Here is an 18985-nt window from a genome sequence, read left to right on the forward strand (position 1 = left end):
TTTCTGACGCACCGGCATCCTACCTTGATGATGCCGAAACGAAAGGAGCCACACATGCCCAACGTCGCTCAACTCCGCCGCCCCCGCGCCGTCAGCTCCGAACCGTTGTTCCTGTTCGACGTCCGCCGCCCGGTGGAGGCCGCCAACGCCGACATGATCGCCAAGGTCATCAGCCACGCCGACATCGCCCTGCGCCAGGCCGGCGGCCGCATGAAGCTGCGGGTCTCCGAGGAGATGGTGGAACGCCTGCAGATCCAGGGCCGCCTGGCCACGGGCGACCACCGCCTGGCCGACCTCACCGTGGTCTGGGACGAAGCCGAGGGCGAAGTGGTCAGCGTCCGCGACGACGCCCGCCTGCGCGACGCCAACGCCCGCTTCGCCGAATGGGACTCCCTCTGGGACGAAGCCAGCTACGAGTTCGCCGATGAGCGGCGGTCGGTGGCGGCTTAGACCTCTGAGGCCTTGTCGGCCTTGGCGGACGCAATTCCAGCCGGCGTCAACGCCATCGTTTCGGGTAGGCATATGAACTTCATGGGCGTTCCGTCGCGCAGATAGCGATCCAGTTCGCGCACCCTGGTCTCCGCCGTGTCCATTTCCTTGGCGAGGTCATGGCTCCATCGAAACCACTCCCCGTCGCTGTCATTCAGGCTGAACCATCGCGGCGGTCCACGATAGATCCGCCCATTCATCCAGGCGACGTAGCCGGTCGGCGAAGCCACGACGCGCGGGTCTGTGGTCATCCACTCGATCACAAAGCGGCCATCGGAGTATTTCGACCACAACAGACCGACTTGGTCGAGATGCCCTTCCCTCATCCGCCGCCAGCCCAGACGACTGCGCGTCGACTTCACGGGGAGGTTTGCCCCGCGCCGAAAACCGAGTTCCTTGAGCACTGGGTAGAGACGGGCATGCGCGGCCTCCCGCGTCGCCTTCTGTTTCTCTCTGTTCATCGCCGCCAGCGTTCCTCTTCGAGTCCAGCGCCGAAACTGGTGAACGGGAGGGACAGTAGTTTCCCGATATCTTCCGGCAGGAAGTGATCGACGCGATAGTCTTCTTCCTTCGCCCGCAGCATCTTCTGTGGGGTGCTGAGCCTGGCGGCATACCCGAACTTTGCTTCCACCGGCTTGCCCGACAGCGTTCTGTGATCCAGGACCGTGTACCGGTTCCCGACCCGCACGATTTGTCTGTTGGGATTGACCCCTTCGCCCTCCAGCCAGCTCCGCGCCTTGGAGAGGCTCTCCCCGACCGCACCCTTGTGCAGGCCCTTGGACCCATTGTTGCGTGCGGGCAGGGCGTGAACGCGGAAAGTTCCCAGCGCTCCCATCCCCTTGCCCATCACACTGCCAGCCGCCGCGCCTTCGGACACCCGGACCAGGGACGGCATGCGCCCGTTGAACGCGTCATCCGCCGCCGCGCTGACAGCGCCCCCCAATGCGCCCCCACGAGCCGGACCCAGATAGACCGTTCCCAAACTGTCGACACCGCCGCCGACCGCCGCAGCGCCGTAGGACCCGAGGCTACTCCGTCGACCAGACGCCCAATCCGATGCTCCCTGCCCTGCGACGCCCATGCCGCCTCCGGCGCCTGCCGCGATCGCCGACCACCGGGCGTGATCTCCCAGGCCTCTCGCCAGGGGCGTGATCCGCTGGGTCGCCGTCGCGCCCTTCACAAAGCGGGCGGCCTTGGGGAAATAGCTGGCGGCCCTGAGCGCGCCGGCTTCCAGCCCGAACGGCGTCACCGCCGTGACCAACGCGCCAGCGACTTGGCCCGTGGTTCGCATCATCGGGTGGTGGGCCTGATCGTAGGCGTCCTGAGCTTTCAGGACCGCCTTCTGTTCATGGTAGCGCTCTGACCAATGGCCGTCGCCCGGAAGGCCCGCGTGGGCCAGGGCGGACAACTGGTCCCCCGCGCCGAAGGTCACGCCATCACTGAAGCCGTGGAACGTGGCGGCCGCGCGCTCGTCCGCCAGCCGTATCGCTTCGGGCGTCGGGGGTGGGGCATAGCCGCGCCCCTTAGGCTTCGTGGCCAGGGCTGGAACTGCCGTCTGACGCTTCGGCGGCGCTGAGCCCGACGCCCCTATGGCTGGCGCATACCCGCGCCCCATCATCTTCGTCGTTTGAGGTTGCGCCACTGTCTGCCGCCTCGGCGCTGGCGGCGCCTCTGGAGCAGTCAGCTTCCGCAGCGCCGTGAGCGAATCGCCCACGGCCGCCTGACCTGAGCGGGTTGCTTGATTCCAGAGCGCTCGGCCCTGGTCTTCAAGCCGCCGACGCGCCTCCTCGATGTCGGCGGTTTTCCTTCGATAGTAGCGATCAAGCGATCCGCTCATGACCATCCCCCGGGCTGATTGATTGAACGCGCCGGCGGACGGCCTCACACGCCGCTCCGCACATCTCAAAGCGGCGGCAGGCGCGGCTCGAGTGACCTTAGGACCCTACCACAGGTAAAGCTTGTTGGCGAACAAAAGCGGAACAAAGTGCAGAGGAGAGCTTGGCGTGGTTAGTTGCGAATAATTCGCAACCGCAGTAATCAAAGTGCTCCTCAAGGAGTCGCGCCCATGTCCTGCGAAACGACCCACCTCCGCGACCTGAGCCAGGGCGAGCACATGCTGGTCTGGGGGTTCCGCGCCATGGCCTTCGGAGTCGGCGCCTGCCCCCTGGTGCGGCGTCAGTACGAGAGCGCCTGCGGGATGGTGGGCTCGGAGGCGCTGAACGCCCTGGAGGTCTTCGTCCGCGAGCTGGCCCGGCGCGGAAAGCGCAAGGTCACGCTCTGCGTCCCCGGCTCCTTCCGCCTCAGCCGCGACGAACAGCTGATCGTGGCCATCTTCGCCGCGGCCCAGTTGGAGGACTATCCGCGCCTGGAGGCCCACCTGGCCTGGCTGCTGGCCGACGCCTGCCAGCCCCCCTTCCCCGCCGCCGCCTGCCTGGTGGCCCAGGCCTTCGCCATGAATGGGCTGATCCTGCGCGTGCCGGACATGGCCCCGCCACCCGTGGCGATGGTGGCCTATGAGGCCGACGACGTGGTGGTCCCCTTCCGCCGCGCGATCTGACTCCTTTCCTCCCGCTTCGCCCGATAGGATAGACCTGTCATGACACCGGTGTCACGACTCAGAGGCGGGCGGCGTGCCAGGCCACGTGGTCGGCGATGAAGCTGGCCATGAAGAAGTAGGAATGATCGTAGCCGGCCTGCATCCGCAGGGTCAGCGTCTGGCCCGCCGCCTTGCAGGCGGCCGCCAGCAGCTCCGGCTTCAGCTGGTTTTCCAGGAAGTCGTCCCCGGTTCCCTGGTCCACCAGGATGTCGTCGAACTTCGCCGCGCCGGCCTCGATCAACACGCAGGCGTCGTGCGGCATCCAGGCCGTCTCATGCTCCCCCAGATAGGCGGTGAAGGCCTTGCGCCCCCAGTCGCACCGGCTCGGCGAACAGATCGGCGCGAAGGCCGAGACCGACCTGAACAGGTTGGCGTGCCGCAGGGCCAGGGTCAGGGCCCCATGCCCGCCCATGGAGTGTCCGGAGATCCCCACGCGGGCCAAGTCCACTGGGAAGCCGTCCCCCACCGCCGCCAGCAGGTCGCCGGTGATGTAGCTCTCCATCTGGAAGTGTTTCGCCCAGGGCTCCTGCGTGGCGTCCAGGTAGAACCCCGCCCCCTGGCCCAGGTCATAGGCCGGGTCGTCGGCCACCCCTTCGCCTCGCGGGCTGGTGTCGGGCGCTACAATGGCCATCCCGGCCGCCGCCGCCGCGCCATAGGCCCCAGCCTTGGTGGTGAAGTTGTCCTCCGTACAGGTCAGGCCCGACAGCCAGACCAGCAGGGGAAACGGCCCCTCCCCGGCGGGAGTGAAGATCGAGAAGCCCATCGGCGTGCCGGTGGCCTCGCTGGCGTGCCGGCAATAGCTCAGGGTCCCGCCGTGGACGCGGTGCGACTTGAGGATTTCCACCCCTAGAACACCACCACCGAGCGGATGCTCTCGCCCGAGTGCATCAGGTCGAAGGCCTTGTTGATGTCCTCCAGCGGCATGACGTGGGTGATCATCGGGTCGATCTCGATCTTGCCGTCCATGTACCAGTCGACGATCTTCGGCACGTCGGTGCGGCCCCGCGCCCCGCCGAAGGCCGTGCCCTTCCAGACCCGGCCGGTGACCAGCTGGATCGGCCGGGTGGCGATCTCCTTGCCGGCCTCGGCCACCCCGATGATGATGCTCTCCCCCCAGCCGCGATGGCAGGCCTCCAGCGCCTGGCGCATCACCGTGGTGTTGCCGGTGCAGTCGAAGGTGTAGTCGGCGCCCCCATCGGTCAGGGCCACCAGGTGAGCGACGATGTCACCGTCGATGGCCTTCGGATTAACGAAGTGGGTCATGCCGAACTTGCGGCCCCAGGCCTCCCGATCAGGATTGATGTCGACGCCGATGATCATGCCGGCCCCCACCATCCGCGCGCCCTGGATGACGTTCAGCCCGATACCCCCGAGGCCGAAGACGATGACATTGGCGCCCGGCTCGACGCCCGCCGTATTGACCACCGCGCCCACCCCGGTCGTCACGCCGCAGCCGATGTAGCAGGCCTTGTCGAAGGGGGCGTCGTCGCGGATCTTGGCCACCGCGATCTCGGGCAGGACGATGTGGTTGGCGAAGGTTGAACAGCCCATGTAGTGGGCGATCGCCTGGCCTCGATAGGAGAACCGGCTGGTGCCGTCCGGCATCAGGCCCTTGCCCTGGGTGCTCCGGATCGCCGTGCAAAGGTTGGTCTTGCGCGACAGGCAGCTTTTGCACTGGCGGCATTCCGGCGTGTAGAGCGGAATCACGTGGTCGCCGGGCTTCACGCTGGTCACGCCGGGCCCCACCTCCAGCACCACGCCGGCCCCCTCATGGCCCAGGATCGAGGGGAAGACACCCTCGGAATCCAGCCCGTCCAGGGTGTAGGCGTCGGTGTGGCAGATCCCCGTCGCCTTGATCTCCACCAGCACCTCGAAGGCCTTGGGCCCCTCCAGGTCCACCTCGACGATCTCCAGGGGCTGCTTGGCTTGGAAAGCGACGGCGGCGCGGGTCTTCATGGGCGGAATCCTTCAGGGCGTTGGCCGGACCATGTCGGCCCGCCGCCGGAGAGGCAAGACGACCGGGGGCCCAAAATTTCCCTCTGGTCGAAACGACCTAGCTGCGGAGCTCGGCCGTAGCCGAAGCTCCGGCCCGAGACAGGCCTTGGTTAAGCATGCGCAGGTTGCGAGCGGAAATACTGCGGGTCAGCGAGGCATGGACAACACACGTTCGGAAGGTCGAGTTGGGTGGTTAGCAGTCCTTCCACTGTCAATAAGATTGTCGTTCGACCTCACGGGAAGAGTTTTTCACGCAATGCGCTAGTTGTGGCTTTCACCTGACAGTTCCATCAGGGCCGACACTTCTTAAGATCGACATAGAAGGAGACGCCGCCCGAAGCTGATCCGTCGATGCTGTCCAGGGTGACAATGGCCTCCGGTGACCCGCCGTTCGATCGCAAGTCGAGCGTTGCCGCAAGGTTAAGCGCGGCGTCCTCGCCACAACCGGCGCGCTTCATCAAGCCGGCGCCGATATTCTCGAAAAAGCTGAAGTCACCGTCGAAGGCCCCCTTGAGCCCGCGTCGAAAATTGCGGCCCCGACCCTTGCGCCCCACGCCGTAGTCAACGCTCAGCTGGGCGACCTGTCCGGGGTCGAGGTGCGCGAAACCACGATAGTCCATTCGAAACACGCCGAGAGAATAGCCCGCTGGCAGATTGAGTGGAATTCTGACGGCGCAATTCGTCCGTGCGACCCCCGCGGCGGCCTGGCTCCCTTTAGCGGCGAAGTTGTCGAACAGGACGCTGACGGACGTCCCGTCTGGCGAGTTTACGACGCTGTACGATCCCCCGCCGCAGTCAGCGTGGCTGAAGACGACGGCCAGGCCACGGGCCTTGAACGCTTTGATCGTCGGATCATCGATTTCAGAAACGGCCTGGGGCGGCTTCGCCTGAACGCCTGTCCCGGAGGACAGGGCCAGGGCGAAGAGGGGCGCGACAAGAGCAGCCGACCAACGCATACGAAATTCTCCGATTCTGAATACGAGGGCCAGCCGCGCCTTGTCCCGGCTTCCTAGCAGCGGCGCCAGTTCAGGCGATAGACGATGGCGGCGTTCACATCCTGGGAGTCCACCGTGGCCATGGCTTCAGCATTGTTAGCGGTGGTGACCCGCATGCTTGAGTTCGTGCGCAGATTGACGTCCGCGCCGCAGGCTGACCAGACCATGCTCTGCAGGGTGAGTTCATTGTTGATCAGGTAGTCGGAGTCGAGCGGGCCGTTGAAGGTGCGGCGGAACGCTGGGCCGCGCCCGCCGGCGAAGAAGTACTCGACGTTAAACTGCGAAGAGGCCCGGCTCGGGAGACGGTTGAAGCCGCGGTAGTCGATGGAGACGACGGCGACGCTGTAGCCCTCGGGCACGAAGACCGGGATGGCGACGTTGCAGCTCTTGCGGTCAAAGGATCGGCCGGTCGTTCCGCCGGCGGACACCTGATACTCATCGAAGATCAGGCTGAGGGACTTGTTGTCCGGGCTGAGGGTGGCCGAGACGCTGCCCGACGGACAGCCGGTGCCGCCATAGCCGGGAGTCCCCAGCGCGATGTCTTGTTGGGCGCTCGCCGTCCCGGCCATCGCCAGGGCGCTGAGCGCGACCAATCCCATAAGCTTAGCTTTCATCGTCCTGGCCTTCTGAATAGCTCCAACCGGAATTGGTCGGATGACGCAGCCTTAATGGGCGGGCCCTAAATCTGGTCTGACGGTATCTGTCAGGCACCGTTCAGGTTCCGGGTGGAGGGGCGCCGCATTCGAAACGCCAGGGACGTTTCGCGATTTCCTGCAATGGAGCCGAGGCGCGAATGACGGGCGTCAACTTCCGCTTCGGGTCGCGAGCGGTCTCGAACAAGGCCGCCGAAAGCGGACGTTCCCTAGATCGCCGGAAACCGGACTCTGTCGAAGGCAGCGAAGGGTGGTGAGCGGACTCTGGCCCTCAGGCCTCTGAAGCTCCGCTAAGCGCCAGGAACAGTCGTTGACCCAGAGACAAACTCACGACCTTGGCCACCTACAAGCTGAAGTGGGCATTCGGAACCGCGATCCTGCCGATCTGACCGAGGTGGATATGAGCGGCCCGTTCAGACCAGGTTCACGGCGCAACCGCCTAGATGGTCACAGTCGGATTTGAAGGATTAGAGTCCATGAAGCATCGCATCCTGCTTGGCGCCGCCATCGCCGCGTTCGCCATTCCGGCGGCCGGAGCCTCGGCCCAAAGCCTCCCGGACATTATCGGCGCCATCGCCCAGTCGCAGCTCGGCGTCCGCAACGGCCAGAGCAACCCTTACGGCCCCTATGGTCAGTCGACCCAGAGCCTCCCGGGCATCATCGGCGCCATCGCCCAGTCGCAGCTCGGCGTCGGCTACGGACAGACCAACCCGTACGGCCCCTATGGCCAGTACGGCTACGGCCAGAGCGGCTACGGCCAAAATGGCCAGTACGGTGCCTATGGCTACGGCCGGGTGTCGCAGAGCCAGGCCATCCGCATCGCCCAGAGCGAGGGCATCCAGGTGCAGTCGGCCACAAGGCTGGACGGCAGCTATGCCGTCACCGGCCGCGACGACAACGGCCAGCGGGTGACGCTGCGGATCGACGGCCGCACAGGCCGGATCGTCGACGTCAACCGTCAGTGGGATCGCGGCGACGACGGCCGCTGGGACCGCGCCGACCGCCACCGCGAGCATGACCGCCGTCACCATGGCCGCAGCCATGACGATGACGATAACGACGAGGATGACGACGACTAAGACCGTCCGCCGAGCCCGGACGACAACGCCGCCGCGGGGGTTCGCCCCCGCGGCGGTTTTCATGTCAGTCGGCGGCGTAGGCCTCGACCTCGGCCAGCCGCGCGGCCTTGTCCGCTGCGGCCAGGAACGAGCCTTCGAAGCTGTGTCGGGCGAGGCGGGTCAACTGGGCCCGGTCGAGGCCCACCGCCGCGGCCAGCTGACGATAGTTCTCGTTCACATAGCCGCCGAAATAGGCCGGGTCGTCGGAGTTCAGGGTCACGTGCAGGCCGCGCCGCAGCATCTCGGGCACGGGATGGTGCTTCAGGTCCGTGACCACGCAGAGCTTCAGGTTCGACAGCGGGCAGACGGTCAGCGTCGTCACGTCCGCAACGGGTCGAACGCCGCCTTATCTCGTGTCGCCGAAAGCCGACCCGGCCGACCTCAGCCGCACGTCGCGCCAAGTTCACCCCGCCGATAGCGGCAGCCGCACCTGCGCCACCAGCCCCGCCGCCGTGGATACCAACACCACGTCGCCACCATGCGCGCGGGCGATGGAGCGCGCCACGGCCAGGCCCAGCCCCACCCCCCCGACGTCGAGTGTTCGGGCGGCCTCGGCGCGGTAGAAGGGCTGGAACACCCGCTCCAGCTCGCCGGCCGCCAGGCCCGGCCCGTCGTCGGCGATCTCCACCACCGCGTGGCCCTCCTCCCGGAAGACCCGCACCCGGCCCCGCACGCCGTACTTCACCGCATTGTCCAGCAGGTTGCCGAACAGGCGCTGCAGGCCGAGCGCATCGGCCTCCACCGTCACCGGCCTGCTGTCCTCCAGAACCGTCAGCTCCTGGCCGCCGGCGTCGTCCACCAGGCATTCCAGCAGCGACAGCAGGTCGAGCCGCTCGCGCGGCCGGGCGGCGCTGGCGTCGCGAATGAAGGCCAGGACCGAGGTGATCATCGCCTCCATCTGCACGACGTCGGCCAGGACGGCCTCCTTCACCGGGGTCGGCGCGCCTTCCAGCTTGAAGCGGATGCGGGACAGAGGGGTGCGCAGGTCGTGGGAGATGGCGCCCACCATGGCGGTGCGGTCGTCGATGAAGCGCTTCAGCCGCACCTGCATGTCGTTGAAGGCCCGCGCCGCCGCGCCGATCTCGGCCGGCCCCGACAGCGCCATCAGCGGCCCGCTGGGATCCCGCCCCAGGGTCTCTGCGGCCTGGGCGAACTGGCCCAGAGGCGCGGTGATGCGGCGAGCGAACAGGTAGCCGAGCGGCGCGACCACCAGCAGGCACCCGGCCAGCCACGACAGCACCCGCCTCTGCCAGTCATTGGGGAAAGGCTCGGGCTGGGGCTGCACCACCACCCACTGGCCGTCGCTGCGGCGCACCGCGGCGCTGAACTCGCCGAACATCGGCGGGCCCATCTCCCGGAAGGCCATCACCGGCGGCAGGTCGCCGGACGGCCCGGCGATAAAGACGTCGAACCGACGCTGGCCCGGCGGTCCGCCCGGCGGCGGCCTGTCGGCTCCGAACGCCTCGGCCATCATCCGCTCGTGGCGCATCTCCATGGCCGCGCCGCCGATGCCCAGGGTGCGGTGCAGCCGGCCGGGGAAGGTCATGTGCTGGGTCAGGCGGACGTCAGCTTCCCGAACCCTCAGTAGGGCCGCCAACTGGCGGCGGGCGTGCTCGCTGGGGAAAGGCGGATTGGCAGACTCGGGGGGCGGCGCGGCCTGCACCTCCCGCAGCAGGGGGCGTCCGAAGCGCGGCACCAAGGAGCCGCCCTTCAGGGCCTGGGCCACGTCCTCCAGCCGATAGACTGGGCGCGGCGGCGGCGGCATCAGCACCACCACGGCGAAGGTGACCACCTGGGCGGCGATCAGGCTCACCACCAGCAGGGCCACCAGCTGCAGGGCGATGGGCGCGCGACTGCGCCCCCAAGGCCTCACGGGCGGGTCACCTTGGCGTCGAACAGGTAGCCGGCGCCACGATAGGTCTTGATGATCTCGCCGCTGGAGCGGTCATGCAGCTTGCGGCGCAGGCGGCTGATCTGCACGTCGATGGCGCGGTCGAAGACATCGGCCTCGGCCCCTCGCGCCCTCTCGATCAGCTCGTCCCGCGACAGGATTCGCTGCGGGTGTTCGAGGAAGACGCTGAGCAGGGAGAATTCGCCGGCGGTCAGCAGGATGGTCACCCCGTTCGGCGCCCGCAGCTGGCGGCGCACCCCGTCCAGGGTGAAACCCAAGAAGTAGTAGGCCTTGCCCCGCAGCGGCCCGGGACTGCGGGCGTCTTCGCCGCGGCGCAGCACCGCGCGCACCCGCGCCAGCAGCTCGCGCGGGCTGCAGGGCTTGGCGAGGTAGTCGTCGGCCCCCAGCTCCAGGCCCAGGATGCGGTCGATCTCCTCGCCCATGGCCGACAGCATGATGATGGCCGGCCCGCCCGCCTCCGAGATGCGCCGGCAGATGGAGAGGCCGTCCTCTCCCGGCAGCATCAGGTCGAGAACGATCAGGTCGATGGGCGCCCTGGCCAGCACCTGCTCCATGGTCAGAGCGTCGCCGGCCTGGAGCACCCCATAGCCGTGCTGGGAGAGGTAGTCGGCGATCCCACTCCGCAGCTCCGCATCGTCGTCGACGACCAGGATCTGCGGCGTGGGGAAGGCGTTGGCGGCGGGAGTCATGCAAGCTTCAGTGCAGGCCAATAGTGGCGTCACTATCGCACCCCCGCCACAATTCGTCGCCGGCCGACGCTTCAGTCGTGGGACGGACCGCCGGGGCCCCCGTGCATCATCATCATCTTGCGCCCCATCATCGGTCCGCCCCCGTGCATCATAGCGCCGGCGCCGTGCATCCGGTGCAGGGCGTCGAACACGGCCTGCTGATCGGGAGCGAGGGCGGCGTAGAAGGCCCGCGTCGCGGCCTCCATCTTGGCATGGAGCGCCTGGCGCTCGGCGGCCTTCTTGTCCATCTCGTCCAGCCGCTGCGGCGTGGTCATGGCGGGCTTGGGCGCGGCCATCGCCATGGGCGGCATGGCATGGTGATGCATGGCGTCGCGGAAGGCGCGCCAGGCGGTTTCCTGGTCGGGACGCAGGCGCAGGATGGTGTGCATGTCCTTGTCCATCTGCGCCATGTGCTCGGCCATCTTGGCCTTCATGGCGCCGGAGTCGCCCGCGCCGTGCATGGCGTGCATGTCACCCATGCCGGCCGGCGGGCCGTGGGGTTGAGCGGCGGCGGGGCCGGCGAGGGCGAAGAGGGCGAGAGCTGCGAGGGCTGCGGCGTTGGTCATGGAATTCCTCCTGGGAAACTTGCACCCAAACTCGCATGGGCGGCCTCCGCCTTGATTTCAGTCACAGCCTCGCGATTGAAACAGAGCCGAAACGGAGGGCGGCCCTAGCCGCGGCCTGGGCCGCCGTGCTTGGGTGCCTCGTCAAGCCTACCTGGGAGAGCTTCATGGCCGACGACGATCTGACTGTGACCATGAACACCGAGACCCATCGCTTTGAGGTCAAGCTCGGTGCGGAGACCGCCTTCGCCGAGTACGAGCTGAAGGGCGACACCATCGCCTTCCCGCACACCGTCGTTCCCGACGCCTTCGCCGGCCAGGGGGTCGCCGGTCGGCTGGTCCAGGCGAGCCTAGCCTACGCCAAGGAAAACAAGCTGTGGGTGAAGCCCACCTGCAGCTTCTTCCACGCCTATATCGCCAAGCGGCCGAAGCTGCATGAGCTCGTCCATCCCGACATGCGGGAAGGACTGGCCACCCCCTAGGCTGTCAGTCCCTGCATCTGCGCCGCCAGGGCGCGGACCCGTTCCGGACCGCCCAGCAGTTGGCGGTTGAGACCCACCCGCTTGAACCAGAAGTGCAGGCCGAGCAGGTCTGTGATGCCCATGCCACCGTGCACCTCGGTGGAGGTGCGGGCGATGAAGCGCGACACCTCCGACAGGTGCGCCTTGGCGTGGGCGGCCACCAGTGAGCTTTCCTGCGGCGCGGCGTCAAAGGCGTAGGCGGCGTACCAGACCAGGGCCCGGCAGGGCTCCAGCTCAGCGGCCATCTCCGCGCAGAGGTGCTTGACCGCCTGGAAGGAGCCGATGACCCGACCGAACTGGCGGCGCTCCTTGGCGTAGGCCACCGCCTTCTCGATCATCACGTCACAGCCGCCCAGGGTGTCGGCGGCCAGGAGAATCCAGCCGGCGTCACGCAGGCGGGCCAGCGCGCCCTGGCCGCTGGCCAGGGGTTCGGCGGCCACCTGGTCGAAAGTCAGCTCGGCCATGCGGCGCGTCTGGTCGATGCCGGTCATGATCTCGCGGGCGAGACCCGCCGCGCCGCCCTCAACAAGATGCAGGCCGCCACCGGTGTCAGCGATGATCAGCAGGTCGGCGGCCAAGCCATCGGGCACAAACAGCGCCTTGCCGGTGAGTTTGCCCCCCGCCGCCGTGACCCCCGCGCCATCCCGTGCGCCGGCCACCGCCTCGGAGATGGCGATCGCCGCCGTCACCTCCCCCGACGCCAGCCTCGGCAGCCACCTGTCCTGCTGCTCAACCGACCCCGCCAGCCGCAGGGCCAGGGGCGCCAGCACCGCCCCCAGGAAGGAAACCGGTGTCACCGCCCTTCCCAGGGCCTCGGCCATCAGGGCCGCGTCCAGCAGGGTGAGGTTGAGGCCGCCATAGGCCTCGGGGATCACGATGCCCGGCAAGCCGAAATCGGTGAGCGCGGCCCAGACATCGGCGCCCCGGTCAGCGGGATCGCCGGCGAATTTCCGAACCCGCTCCAGCGGGGCCGCCTCGGCCAGGGTGCGGCTGAGGCTCTCCTGCATCATCCTCTGGTCGTCGGTGAGGGAGAAATCCATCAGACCACCGCCAGCTTGGGTTCGCGCGGCAAACCCAGCCCCCGCTCGGAGATAATGTTCTTCTGGATTTGGGCGGTGCCCCCGCCGATGATCAGCCCCAGATCGAACATATAGTTCCTCTGCCAGCTCCCCTTGGCCCGCAGGTGCGGCCCGTCCTCGTAGAGCACCCCCAGCTCCCCCAGGGCGTCGATGGCCAGGGCCGCGATCTGGTGGTTGAGCTCGCACCCCTGCAGCTTGACCACCATCCCGGCCAGGCCGGCGTTCTCACCGCTCATGGAGGCGGTCAGGGTCCGCAAGCCGTTGAACTTCATGGTCAGCACCCGCGCCTGAAGCGCCATCAGCCGGTCGGCCATCACCGGATTGTCGATCAGCCGCTGCCCGTCCACCGCTTCGGTCTTCATCAGGTCGATGAGGGCCGCGAACCTGGCCTCCGTCGCATTGGGGTCTCCCAGCATGCCGCGCTCATGCTTCAGCGTCGCATTGGCCACGAACCACCCCCGCCCCCGCCCGCCCACGACGGCGCTCTGCGGGACCCGGACGTCGGTGAAGAACACCTCGTTGAACTCCGCCGACCCGGTCATGGTCTTCAGGGGCCGCACCTCGATCCCGGGCGTGCTCATGGGAAACAGGATGTAGGAAATCCCGTCATGCTTGGGCGCCTGCGGCTCGGTCCGCACCAGGCAGAAGATCATGTCGGCCTGGGCCGCCGTGCTCGTCCAAATTTTTTGGCCCGAGATCAGGAAGTCCTCACCGTCCTCAACCGCCTTGGTCTGGAGGTTGGCGAGGTCGGAACCTGCGCCCGGTTCGGAATAGCCTTGGCACCAGACGATCTCGCCGCGCAGGGTTGGCGCGATCCAGCGGGTCTTCTGTTCCTCCGATCCCACCTCCAGCAGGGTGGGAACCAGCATGGAGATGCCCTGGTTGGCGAACCCCCGCGGCGCGCCGGCGGCGGTGAACGCCTCGGCGATGATCCGGGACTTCAGGATGTCGGGCTCCGCGCCATAGCCTCCATAGGCCTTGGGGATGGTCCGAGCCGCATAGCCGTTGTCGATCAGCAGGGCCTGCCATTCCATGGCCGCCTCGCGGGGACGATCCGCCCCGGCCCCCGGCGCATACCGGTCCTTGTGGACCGTAAGGAAGGCGCGCGCGTCGTCACGGAACGCCTCCATATCGGGCGTCAGCCTCAGGTCCATGGCGTTTTCCTCCAGCGGCGTCTTGTTCGCGCACAGGCCAGCACCGTCCGGCTCGGTCCGCAAGTCTGACCTCGCGGAACCCGCCTTCACTCAAGTCTTGAACCGATTGCGCGTGCCAGATTGTCGCGGCGGATCCCAAGTCGCGGCTTTTATTGGGGAACCACACCAGCGGCCAGGGCGGGCCAAGATTCCGGTAACCATTTCTTCAAGCCAAACACCGTACCCAATTGAGACGTCCGATCGATCTGGCCTTGGCGCGCCTTGCGCGCCCAAAGCATTCGATCCGGAGAAACAGATCAACAGGGGGCTCATCGATGATCGTTCATAGTATGTCGAAGTATTTCCCGCCCCGCATGAGCATCATCACGACCCCCCTGAGTCTCGCCAAGCTCGCAGAGTCGCGTTCTCCGACTCGCCGACTCAAATCCGACCCCAGCCCGTCCGCGGCTGCTCAGAACGCCCGGCCTCCGCATGGCTGACAACAAGACCATCGCCCTAGATCGCCGCCTCGACTTCATCGGTCTGGACGCCAAGGCCCGCGCCGCTCTGGTGGACGCGCGGCCCGTGGTGGAGCGCGCGCTGCCTGTGGCGATCGCCGCCTTCTACGAACAGCTTGGCCGTCACGACCAGACCCGCAGCGTGTTCGGCGGCCCGGAACACATGGCGAAGGCCCAGCAGCGCCAGATCGGCCGCTGGGGCGGCGTGCTCAGCGCGCACTACGACGAGGCCTATCTGAAGGACGTTCGGGCGATCGCCGAGGCCCACGTCAATATCGGCTTCAAGTCCGAGTGGGCCATCGGCGGTTATGCCCGCATCCTCGACGAGATGGTGCGCTCCATCCTGGCGACCCATTGGCCGAAGGGGTTCGGCGGCAAGACCGCCCAGCGCGACAAGGCCTGCGACGCCATCGGCGCGGTGATCAAGGCCGCCCTGCTGGACATGGACCTGTTGCTGTCCTTCCAGAACGAGATCGTCGAACACCAGCACGTCGAGGCCGCCAGCCTGCGCAGCGAACTCGACCTGGAGCAGAAGAAGGCCGTCCACGGCCTGGCCGGCGCCCTGCAGGCCCTGAGCGAAGGCGACCTGCGCCACCGCATGGGTCAGACCTTCTCGGGCGAGTACGCCAAGCTCGGCGCCGACTTCAACAAGGCCATCAGCCACCTGGAAGAGGTGATGGGAGCCATCGCCGGCAATGTCTCGGGCATCCACGCCGGAGCCGGAGAGATCAGCACCGCCGCCGACGACCTCTCGCGTCGTACCGAACAGCAGGCCGCGACCCTGGAAGAGACCGCTGCGGCGCTCGACCAGATCACCGTCACCGTCCGCAAGACCGCCACCGGCGCAAAGGCGTGCGCCGAGGTGGTGCTGGCCGCCCGCGGCGACGCCCAGACCAGCGGCGATGTGGTGCAGCAGGCCGTCTCGGCCATGAGCCAGATCGAGAGTTCCGCCCAGCAGATCAGCCAGATCATCGGCGTCATCGACGAGATCGCCTTCCAGACCAACCTGCTGGCCCTGAACGCCGGCGTGGAAGCCGCCCGGGCCGGTGACGCCGGCAAGGGCTTCGCGGTCGTCGCATCCGAAGTGCGCGCCCTGGCGCAGCGCTCGGCCGAAGCCGCCAAGGAAATCAAGGCGCTGATCAGCGCGTCCACCGCCCAGGTCAGCTCCGGCGTCCAGCTGGTGGGCCAGACCGGCGAGGCCCTGCAGCGCATCGTCAGCCGCGTCGCCGAGATCGACGGCCTGGTGAGCGAGATCGCCGCCAGCGCCCAGGAGCAGGCCGTCGGCCTCGCCCAGGTCAATACGGCCGTCAACCAGATGGACCAGGTGACCCAGCAGAACGCGGCCATGGTGGAGCAGTCCACCGCCGCCAGCCACAACCTCGCCCAGGAAGCCGAAGGGCTCGCGGGATCGGTGGCCATGTTCCAGGTCGGCGCCCAGCACGAGCCGCCGCCCGCCGTCCTGCGCAACGCCACAACCGCCACGCCCGCCCGCAGGCCTCCGGCCGCGGCCTTCGCCGCCCGTCATGGCGCCCCCCAGATCCGCACCTCGGCCCGTGACGGCGCCGCGCTCCGCAAACCCGCGCCGCAATCTGGCGCCGATGAATGGGAAGAATTCTGATGGCCACGGACACCGCAACCCTCGCGGAACGGGCGACCGTCAGCCTGGCCCCGGTCCTGGACCTGCAGGCGGCCGAGCCGCTGCGGGCCGAGCTGATGGCCCTGCGCGGGCGTCCGCTGGACCTCGATGCGTCTCAGGTCACCCGCATGGGTGGTCTCTGCCTGCAGGTTTTGATGTCTGCGCGCAAAATCTGGTCCGAGGACGGCGTCTGCTTAACGGTGGATCAACCGTCTTTGGCGTTTTCAGAGCAATTGGCTGCGTTCGGTGAACCCGAGCTTCAATTCGAGCCGGAAGGGGAACTTTCGTGAGCAAGACCGTACTGACCATCGACGATAGCCGCACCATGCGGGAGATGCTGAACCATGCACTGGTTGAGGCGGGCTACCGCGTCATCCAGGCCGTGGACGGCGTTGACGGCCTGGAAGTCCTCCAAGCCAACGCCGGCTCGGTGGATGTGGTGATCACCGACATCAACATGCCTCGCCTCGACGGCTTTGGCGTGATCGAGGGCGTCCGCGCCAATCCCGAACACCGCGCCACGCCGATCCTGGTCCTGACCACGGAAAGCGATGCGGCCAAGAAGGAGCGGGCCCGTTCGGCCGGCGCAACCGGCTGGATCGTGAAGCCCTTCAACCCGGTGAAGCTCGTCGACGCCGTTCGCCGCGTCGCCGCCTGACCCTCTAGAAGCCGTTTCGGAGCGTTCCGTTGGATCCGTTCGAGAGCATCAAACAGACGTTCTTCCAGGAGTGCGACGAACTCCTGACCGACGCCGAGCAGGGCCTGTTGGCCATGGAGTCGGGCGACGCTGACGACGAGACAATCAACGCCGTCTTCCGCGCCGTCCACTCGGTGAAGGGCGGCGCCGGAGCTTTCGGGCTGGAGGACCTGATCCGGTTCGCCCACGTCTTCGAAACGGTGATGGACGAGATCCGCTCCGGCAAGATGGAGCTGACAGACGACGTCGCCAAGACCCTGCTGCGGTCCTTCGACGTTCTGGCCGACCATGTGGCCGCCGCCCGCGACGGCGGCAAGGTGGAAGAAGGTCGCTCGCAAGGCGCCTACAGCGAACTGCGCGGCCTGATCGGCGGCGAAGACGAAGAGGACGACCTGGGCGGCGGCGGCGACGAAGACTTCGGCTTCGTACCCCTCACCCTCAGCATCGAGGGCGACGAGGCCCCGGGCGGCTTCATCGATCTCGACGCCCAAAACGCCGAGGCCCAAGCCGAGCTTCCGGTCGCTGAGGCGCAAGGCGACAGCCTGGCGTCCTGGATGATCGAATTCTCTCCGAAGTCGGAGATGTACGCCAAGGCCAACGAGGCCGGCCTGGTGCTGCGCGAGCTGGCCCGCCTAGGCGAGACCCGCGTCACCCTGATCGACGAGGCCCTGCCGCCCCTGGACCAGCTCGCCGCCGAGCAGGCCTATGTGAGCTGGCGCATTCAGCTGTTCACGGACTCCGACGAAGCCTCGATCCGCGAGGTGTTCGAATTCGTCGAGGACGACTGCAACCTGATCATCACCCGCGACGGGGCCGAGCCCTCTGCCACCGCGCCGCAAGCCGCCGATGACGGCCTGAGCGACGACGACCGCGCCGCCGCGGCCTCGGCCACCGCCGATCTGGATATCGCCGCCCTGCTGGCCCGTGTGGGCGGCGGTGAGGCCCCGGCCGAACCGGAAGCCACTCCCGAAATCGTCGCCGAGACGCCCGTGGAGGCTCCCGCCGAAGACGTGGCCGCTCTGATCGCCCGCGCCCAGAGCGTGGCGCCGGCGCCCGCTCCCAAGCCCGCCCGCCCGGCCCCTGTCGCCCCCCCGCCGGCCGCCGCGGCGGCTGCTGCGGCCAACGCCGCGCCCGCGGCTGCGGCGAGCGTCACCATCCGCGTCGACCTGGACCGGGTCGACCGCCTGATCAACGCCGTCGGCGAGTTGGTCATCCAGCAGGCCATGCTGTCGCAGCGGGTCCTGGAGAGCGGCCTGGCGCGGTCCTCCAACGTCGCCCTGGGTCTTGAGGACCTGGAACTGCTGACCCGGGAAATCCAGGACAGCGTCATGGCGATCCGCGCCCAGCCCGTGAAGTCGGTGTTCCAACGGATGCCGCGACTAGCCCGCGAAGTGGCCGACATGACCGGCAAACGCGTCAAGCTAGTGATGGAAGGCGAGGGCACCGAGGTCGACAAGACCGTGATCGAGCGCCTGGCCGACCCGATCACCCACATGCTGCGCAACGCCATCGACCACGGGCTCGAAGATCCTGAGGGACGCGCCGCCGCCGGCAAACCCGCTGAGGGTCTGGTGCGCCTGCGCGCCCTGCACCGCGGCGGTCGCATCGTCATCGAGCTGCAGGACGACGGTCGCGGCATCAACCGGCCCCGCGTCCGCGGCATCGCCGTCGACCGCGGGCTGATCACCGAGGACCAGGTGCTGTCGGACGAGGAGATCGACAACCTGATCTTCCTGCCCGGCTTCTCCACCGCCGAGGTGATCTCCGACATCTCCGGCCGCGGCGTCGGTATGGACGTGGTCCGCCGCTCCATCCAGGGCCTTGGCGGACGCATCTCCATCTCGTCGGAGCCCGGCAAGGGCTCGAAGTTCACTATGTCCCTGCCCCTGACCCTGGCGGTCCTGGACGGCATGGTGGTGACCGCGGCGGAACAGACTCTGGTGGCGCCGCTCTCGGCGATCGTCGAAAGCCTGACACCCCGCACCGAAGACGTGCACTACATCGGCGGCAAGGACGCGGTGATCCGCATCCGCGACATCTTCGTGCCCCTGATCGACGTGGGCGTGGCCCTCGGCTTCCGCGAAACCGCCATCGACCCCGCCTCCGGCGTGGCGGTCCTGGTGGAGAGCGAAGGCGGCGGCAAGGCCGCCCTGCTGGTGGAAGCCATCCAGGGTCAGCGCCAGGTCGTCATCAAGAGCCTGGAAGCCAACTACCAGCAGATCGACGGCGTAGCCGCCGCGACCATCCTGGGTGACGGCCGCGTCGCCCTGATTCTCGACGTCGACGCCCTTGTGACCACGCAGCGCCGCAAGCCGGCGGCGCGTCCCAGTGAAAAGCGAATGGCCAGCTGAG

Annotated in this window: 19 protein-coding genes and 1 pseudogene; 8 read left to right on the forward strand and 12 right to left on the reverse strand. The window is 67.7% G+C overall.

Annotation, left to right across the window (positions count from 1 at the left end):
- Positions 1–54 precede the first annotated feature (54 nt).
- Positions 55–450: a hypothetical protein gene (locus RMO97_RS07570; protein ID WP_310540035.1), complete on the forward strand. Its 396-nt coding sequence runs from the start codon at positions 55–57 to the stop codon at positions 448–450.
- Here RMO97_RS07570 and RMO97_RS07575 read toward each other — a convergent pair.
- Complete coding sequence (locus RMO97_RS07575) at positions 447–950, reverse strand: DUF4304 domain-containing protein (protein ID WP_310540037.1); 504 nt, start codon at positions 948–950, stop codon at positions 447–449. The genes RMO97_RS07570 and RMO97_RS07575 overlap by 4 nt on opposite strands.
- A complete protein-coding gene (locus RMO97_RS07580; protein ID WP_310540038.1) occupies positions 947–2374 on the reverse strand; it encodes a hypothetical protein in 1428 nt (475 codons plus the stop codon). The genes RMO97_RS07575 and RMO97_RS07580 overlap by 4 nt, the downstream gene beginning before the upstream one ends.
- 180 nt (positions 2375–2554) lie before the next feature.
- On the opposite strand from RMO97_RS07580, the gene RMO97_RS07585 reads away from it, so the two are divergent.
- Positions 2555–3046 (forward strand): hypothetical protein, encoded by a 492-nt coding sequence (locus RMO97_RS07585; protein WP_310540040.1) that lies wholly within the window; start codon positions 2555–2557, stop codon positions 3044–3046.
- A 58-nt stretch (positions 3047–3104) separates the two neighbouring features.
- On the opposite strand, the gene fghA is transcribed toward RMO97_RS07585, so the two are convergent.
- The 4 genes from fghA to RMO97_RS07605 all read right to left on the reverse strand — a co-directional run bounded on the left by fghA (position 3105) and on the right by RMO97_RS07605 (position 6689).
- On the reverse strand, positions 3105–3929 hold the full coding sequence (gene fghA, locus RMO97_RS07590) for an S-formylglutathione hydrolase (protein WP_310540043.1): 825 nt from the start codon (positions 3927–3929) through the stop codon (positions 3105–3107).
- A 2-nt stretch (positions 3930–3931) separates the two neighbouring features.
- Positions 3932–5041, reverse strand: a complete 1110-nt coding sequence (locus tag RMO97_RS07595; RefSeq protein ID WP_310540045.1) for an S-(hydroxymethyl)glutathione dehydrogenase/class III alcohol dehydrogenase — start codon at positions 5039–5041, stop codon at positions 3932–3934.
- Positions 5042–5370: 329 nt separating this feature from the next.
- On the reverse strand, positions 5371–6036 hold the full coding sequence (locus tag RMO97_RS07600; RefSeq protein ID WP_310540047.1) for a DUF4360 domain-containing protein: 666 nt from the start codon (positions 6034–6036) through the stop codon (positions 5371–5373).
- Positions 6037–6089: 53 nt separating this feature from the next.
- The gene (locus tag RMO97_RS07605) at positions 6090–6689 is read right to left on the reverse strand and encodes a DUF4360 domain-containing protein (RefSeq protein ID WP_310540048.1); all 600 of its coding nucleotides are present in this window, start codon (positions 6687–6689) and stop codon (positions 6090–6092) included.
- 515 nt (positions 6690–7204) lie between these two features.
- Between RMO97_RS07605 and RMO97_RS07610 the strand changes: the two genes are divergently transcribed.
- Complete coding sequence (locus RMO97_RS07610; protein ID WP_310540049.1) at positions 7205–7807, forward strand: hypothetical protein; 603 nt, start codon at positions 7205–7207, stop codon at positions 7805–7807.
- Positions 7808–7871: 64 nt separating this feature from the next.
- On the opposite strand, the pseudogene RMO97_RS07615 reads toward RMO97_RS07610, so the two are convergent.
- From RMO97_RS07615 to RMO97_RS07630, 4 genes and pseudogenes are all read right to left on the reverse strand, one after another.
- Positions 7872–8183: pseudogene (locus RMO97_RS07615) on the reverse strand (adenosine deaminase); the annotation flags it as partial.
- A gap of 66 nt (positions 8184–8249) precedes the next feature.
- Positions 8250–9719: an ATP-binding protein gene (locus tag RMO97_RS07620; protein ID WP_310540050.1), complete on the reverse strand. Its 1470-nt coding sequence runs from the start codon at positions 9717–9719 to the stop codon at positions 8250–8252.
- Complete coding sequence (locus tag RMO97_RS07625; RefSeq protein ID WP_310540051.1) at positions 9716–10447, reverse strand: response regulator; 732 nt, start codon at positions 10445–10447, stop codon at positions 9716–9718. Before RMO97_RS07625 ends, RMO97_RS07620 begins: the two co-directional genes overlap by 4 nt.
- A 71-nt stretch (positions 10448–10518) precedes the next feature.
- Positions 10519–11052 carry a Spy/CpxP family protein refolding chaperone gene (locus RMO97_RS07630; RefSeq protein ID WP_310540052.1) on the reverse strand — a complete coding sequence of 178 codons (534 nt, stop codon included), beginning with the start codon at positions 11050–11052 and terminating at the stop codon, positions 10519–10521.
- A gap of 164 nt (positions 11053–11216) precedes the next feature.
- On the opposite strand from RMO97_RS07630, the gene RMO97_RS07635 reads away from it, so the two are divergent.
- Positions 11217–11531 carry a GNAT family N-acetyltransferase gene (locus RMO97_RS07635; RefSeq protein WP_310540053.1) on the forward strand — a complete coding sequence of 105 codons (315 nt, stop codon included), beginning with the start codon at positions 11217–11219 and terminating at the stop codon, positions 11529–11531.
- On the opposite strand, the gene RMO97_RS07640 is transcribed toward RMO97_RS07635, so the two are convergent.
- Together RMO97_RS07640 and RMO97_RS07645 are read right to left on the reverse strand one after the other, a co-directional pair.
- Positions 11528–12610 carry an acyl-CoA dehydrogenase family protein gene (locus RMO97_RS07640; RefSeq protein WP_310540054.1) on the reverse strand — a complete coding sequence of 361 codons (1083 nt, stop codon included), beginning with the start codon at positions 12608–12610 and terminating at the stop codon, positions 11528–11530. The genes RMO97_RS07635 and RMO97_RS07640 overlap by 4 nt on opposite strands.
- Complete coding sequence (locus RMO97_RS07645) at positions 12610–13803, reverse strand: acyl-CoA dehydrogenase family protein (RefSeq protein ID WP_310540055.1); 1194 nt, start codon at positions 13801–13803, stop codon at positions 12610–12612. The genes RMO97_RS07640 and RMO97_RS07645 overlap by 1 nt, the downstream gene beginning before the upstream one ends.
- Positions 13804–14274: 471 nt before the next feature.
- Between RMO97_RS07645 and RMO97_RS07650 the strand changes: the two genes are divergently transcribed.
- The 4 genes from RMO97_RS07650 to RMO97_RS07665 are packed head-to-tail and all read left to right on the forward strand — an operon-like array spanning position 14275 to position 18984.
- The gene (locus RMO97_RS07650; protein WP_310540057.1) at positions 14275–15918 is read left to right on the forward strand and encodes a globin-coupled sensor protein; all 1644 of its coding nucleotides are present in this window, start codon (positions 14275–14277) and stop codon (positions 15916–15918) included.
- Positions 15918–16226 carry an STAS domain-containing protein gene (locus tag RMO97_RS07655; protein WP_310540059.1) on the forward strand — a complete coding sequence of 103 codons (309 nt, stop codon included), beginning with the start codon at positions 15918–15920 and terminating at the stop codon, positions 16224–16226. The genes RMO97_RS07650 and RMO97_RS07655 overlap by 1 nt, the downstream gene beginning before the upstream one ends.
- Positions 16223–16594, forward strand: a complete 372-nt coding sequence (locus RMO97_RS07660; protein WP_310540060.1) for a response regulator — start codon at positions 16223–16225, stop codon at positions 16592–16594. Before RMO97_RS07655 ends, RMO97_RS07660 begins: the two co-directional genes overlap by 4 nt.
- 29 nt (positions 16595–16623) lie before the next feature.
- Complete coding sequence (locus RMO97_RS07665) at positions 16624–18984, forward strand: chemotaxis protein CheA (RefSeq protein WP_310540061.1); 2361 nt, start codon at positions 16624–16626, stop codon at positions 18982–18984.
- The last annotated feature ends 1 nt before the right edge of the window (position 18985 follow it).

The sequence above is a fragment of the Phenylobacterium sp. genome (assembly GCF_031425575.1).
In the GTDB taxonomy this organism is placed as follows: domain Bacteria; phylum Pseudomonadota; class Alphaproteobacteria; order Caulobacterales; family Caulobacteraceae; genus Phenylobacterium.